This is a genomic window from Effusibacillus consociatus (assembly GCF_042652925.1).
In the GTDB taxonomy this organism is placed as follows: Bacteria; Bacillota; Bacilli; order Tumebacillales; family Effusibacillaceae; genus Effusibacillus; species Effusibacillus consociatus.
The window spans coordinates 1-2,113 of the sequence record NZ_JBHSHC010000085.1 but is presented as its reverse complement, the minus strand read 5'-3'; the positions used below and the strand labels follow the sequence as shown (position 1 = coordinate 2,113).

2 protein-coding genes are annotated in these 2,113 nt (G+C 41.7%); both read right to left on the bottom strand.

The genetic code is table 11. The features are described from left to right. Positions 1 to 87: 87 nt before the first annotated feature. Positions 88 to 441 carry a hypothetical protein gene (locus tag ACFO8Q_RS09955; RefSeq protein WP_380025621.1) on the bottom strand — a complete coding sequence of 118 codons (354 nt, stop codon included), beginning with the start codon at positions 439 to 441 and terminating at the stop codon, positions 88 to 90. Between the two features lie 71 nt (positions 442 to 512). After that, on the bottom strand, positions 513 to 2,113 hold a 1,601-nt coding region (locus ACFO8Q_RS09950; RefSeq protein ID WP_380025620.1), incomplete at its 5' end, for an RHS repeat domain-containing protein.

Here is a 2,113-nt window from a genome sequence, read left to right as displayed (position 1 = left end):
GTATGATTATTCTTTCTTTTCGACAAGGGTCTACAAAAATCCTATTGGTTCCGGCTCGTCCGGGTTAGGTCTGGAGAATTCAAAATTTTAACTGCTATAAAATATAAAACTGGCGATTGTTCCCCCGACTATCGGCAACCAAATAAAGGGCCTTAAAAGATAGGAGACAATAATAAGAGCTTGGATTCCAATAAAATAAAACACGATCATTCCAGCAGGCCCCACTTTCCTATAGGCCATTTCAATTATCGTATAATCAATAAACGTTAATACAAAAATAAACAATGAAACCATCAATTTTTTCTTAAAAGGTAAGTTTTTGTATTTCCTGAACGTAAATACAATGGTAACAGTATAGGCAATACAAGCGCCGATAAACGAAAAAAAGTTAACCCAAGCAAATAATAGAGTGAAAAAGGAAAAGATAACAATTTTCTTCATATTCCTCAATCCCTTTTGTAGGTTAAGGTGGGCCTTACAGCCCACCTTTTTTAATAGGTTAGTAAAAAGTACTAAGGGAGTTCTGAGACAACTGCATTAAATGTATTGTCCAGATGTTTCCCATGAGTAAAGTATCCCATATGTGCCGCTACGGGATTACCATCAATATCAATATACTTATTAATACCCCAAGCTACTATGTCCTGCCTTGCACCAAGAGCAACAATCGGAACTTTTTCCGGATCATCGATTTCTGCCCCACCTATTGTTATGATCTTGGCTATCATTTTCTCTTCTCCTGTTTCTTCTAATGTTTCTGCAGCATTTGCTGATAATACGGCTCCTCCGCTATGGGCAATTAAAACAATTTTTCTCTCATTGCCATATTTCTCATATGCATTCTTAATAATCTGTACTAAAGCATCTGACTTACTTTTGTCATACGATGTCCCCTGTTTTGCTACTTGTCCAAAACCAGACAAGATTCCACCAGTAAAAAGATTTACTATCTCATAATCGCCTAATTTATTGGCTAATAACTTATCACCAATTGGAGCCATGAAATCGTCTGAACTTGCAATCCCTTGAACAAGTATGAAATGATATGGAAACTTTTTACTTGAACTGGAATCTCCGTATCCAGTCTTAATTCCAGATCCCTCAACCCCCGTCGAACTCATCCCACTCGGATCAATCCACTTCAACGGATTGTTCTCCACATAGACATATCCATTCTGGGTCAAAGGAAGTTGAGCTATTCCCGCAACCGAATCTTTCGAGATAAACCGCCCAATCTCCGGCATGTAATAACGAGCACGGGCGTAATTCAAACCGGTTGTGTAATCATACTCCAATCCCGTAAAACCGAAGGTGTTGTCTGGGCCCGGCCAGTTCTTGTCAAACTTCTTGCCCGGATGCGGGATACCAAACTCATCGTAATGATATTTGGTGATCATCTTCCCGGTTGGGTCGGTTAATCCGACGACGGAACCCAAACGATCTTGGAGATAGTAGAATTCGGACGGATCAAGGGATTCGGTTTCTGCGGAATTGGATTCTGTTCCCGCTAAAGTCCCTTTGTTATGTCCGTTCGCTTTTCCTTTCCCTTTGCCTGGGATTGATTCTGAACCTGAATTGACTTCCGAATTGTTCGGATTGTCTTCCCACCCATTATTCGGATCGTTTGCCGGGATGTACGACTTCCCGATCAGGCCGATCCCATAAGCCATGACTCCTATGGTTTCATTCTCTTCATTTGTCGTCATGAGCACTTCAGGTAATGGATTGGCTACATCGTTTGTAAAGTTCTGGACATAGAACCGTTCCTTGAACTCCTGTTCCGAACCGTTGAAACGATTCTTGTACTTGCCATAGGCATGTCTCTTGCCATGTTTTTCGTCACTCTTGCCATTGTTTCCTTTATTTTCGTTTCCTTTGCCGTGATTTCCATGTCCTTGATTTCCGTTTCCATTGCCGTTCTTTCCGCTGTTGCCACCGTTCCCGTTGCCTCCACCATTGCCATTACCACCGGATGGAGGAAGTGCAGAAGATCCACCGCCATTGCCGTTTCCATTTCCGCCTTTTGCAGCGAATACATCATTTAGTAAAGATTGAGTCATCACATCTTTGTGCTGACCCGGTAGATTCGGCAAGGGTAAAAACGGTTTCCCTT

What these genes read in the sequence shown, in the direction of transcription:
- ACFO8Q_RS09955 (WP_380025621.1), bottom strand. Translation starts at nt 441, where the DNA reads ATGAAGAAAATTGTTATCTTTTCCTTTTTCACTCTATTATTTGCTTGG.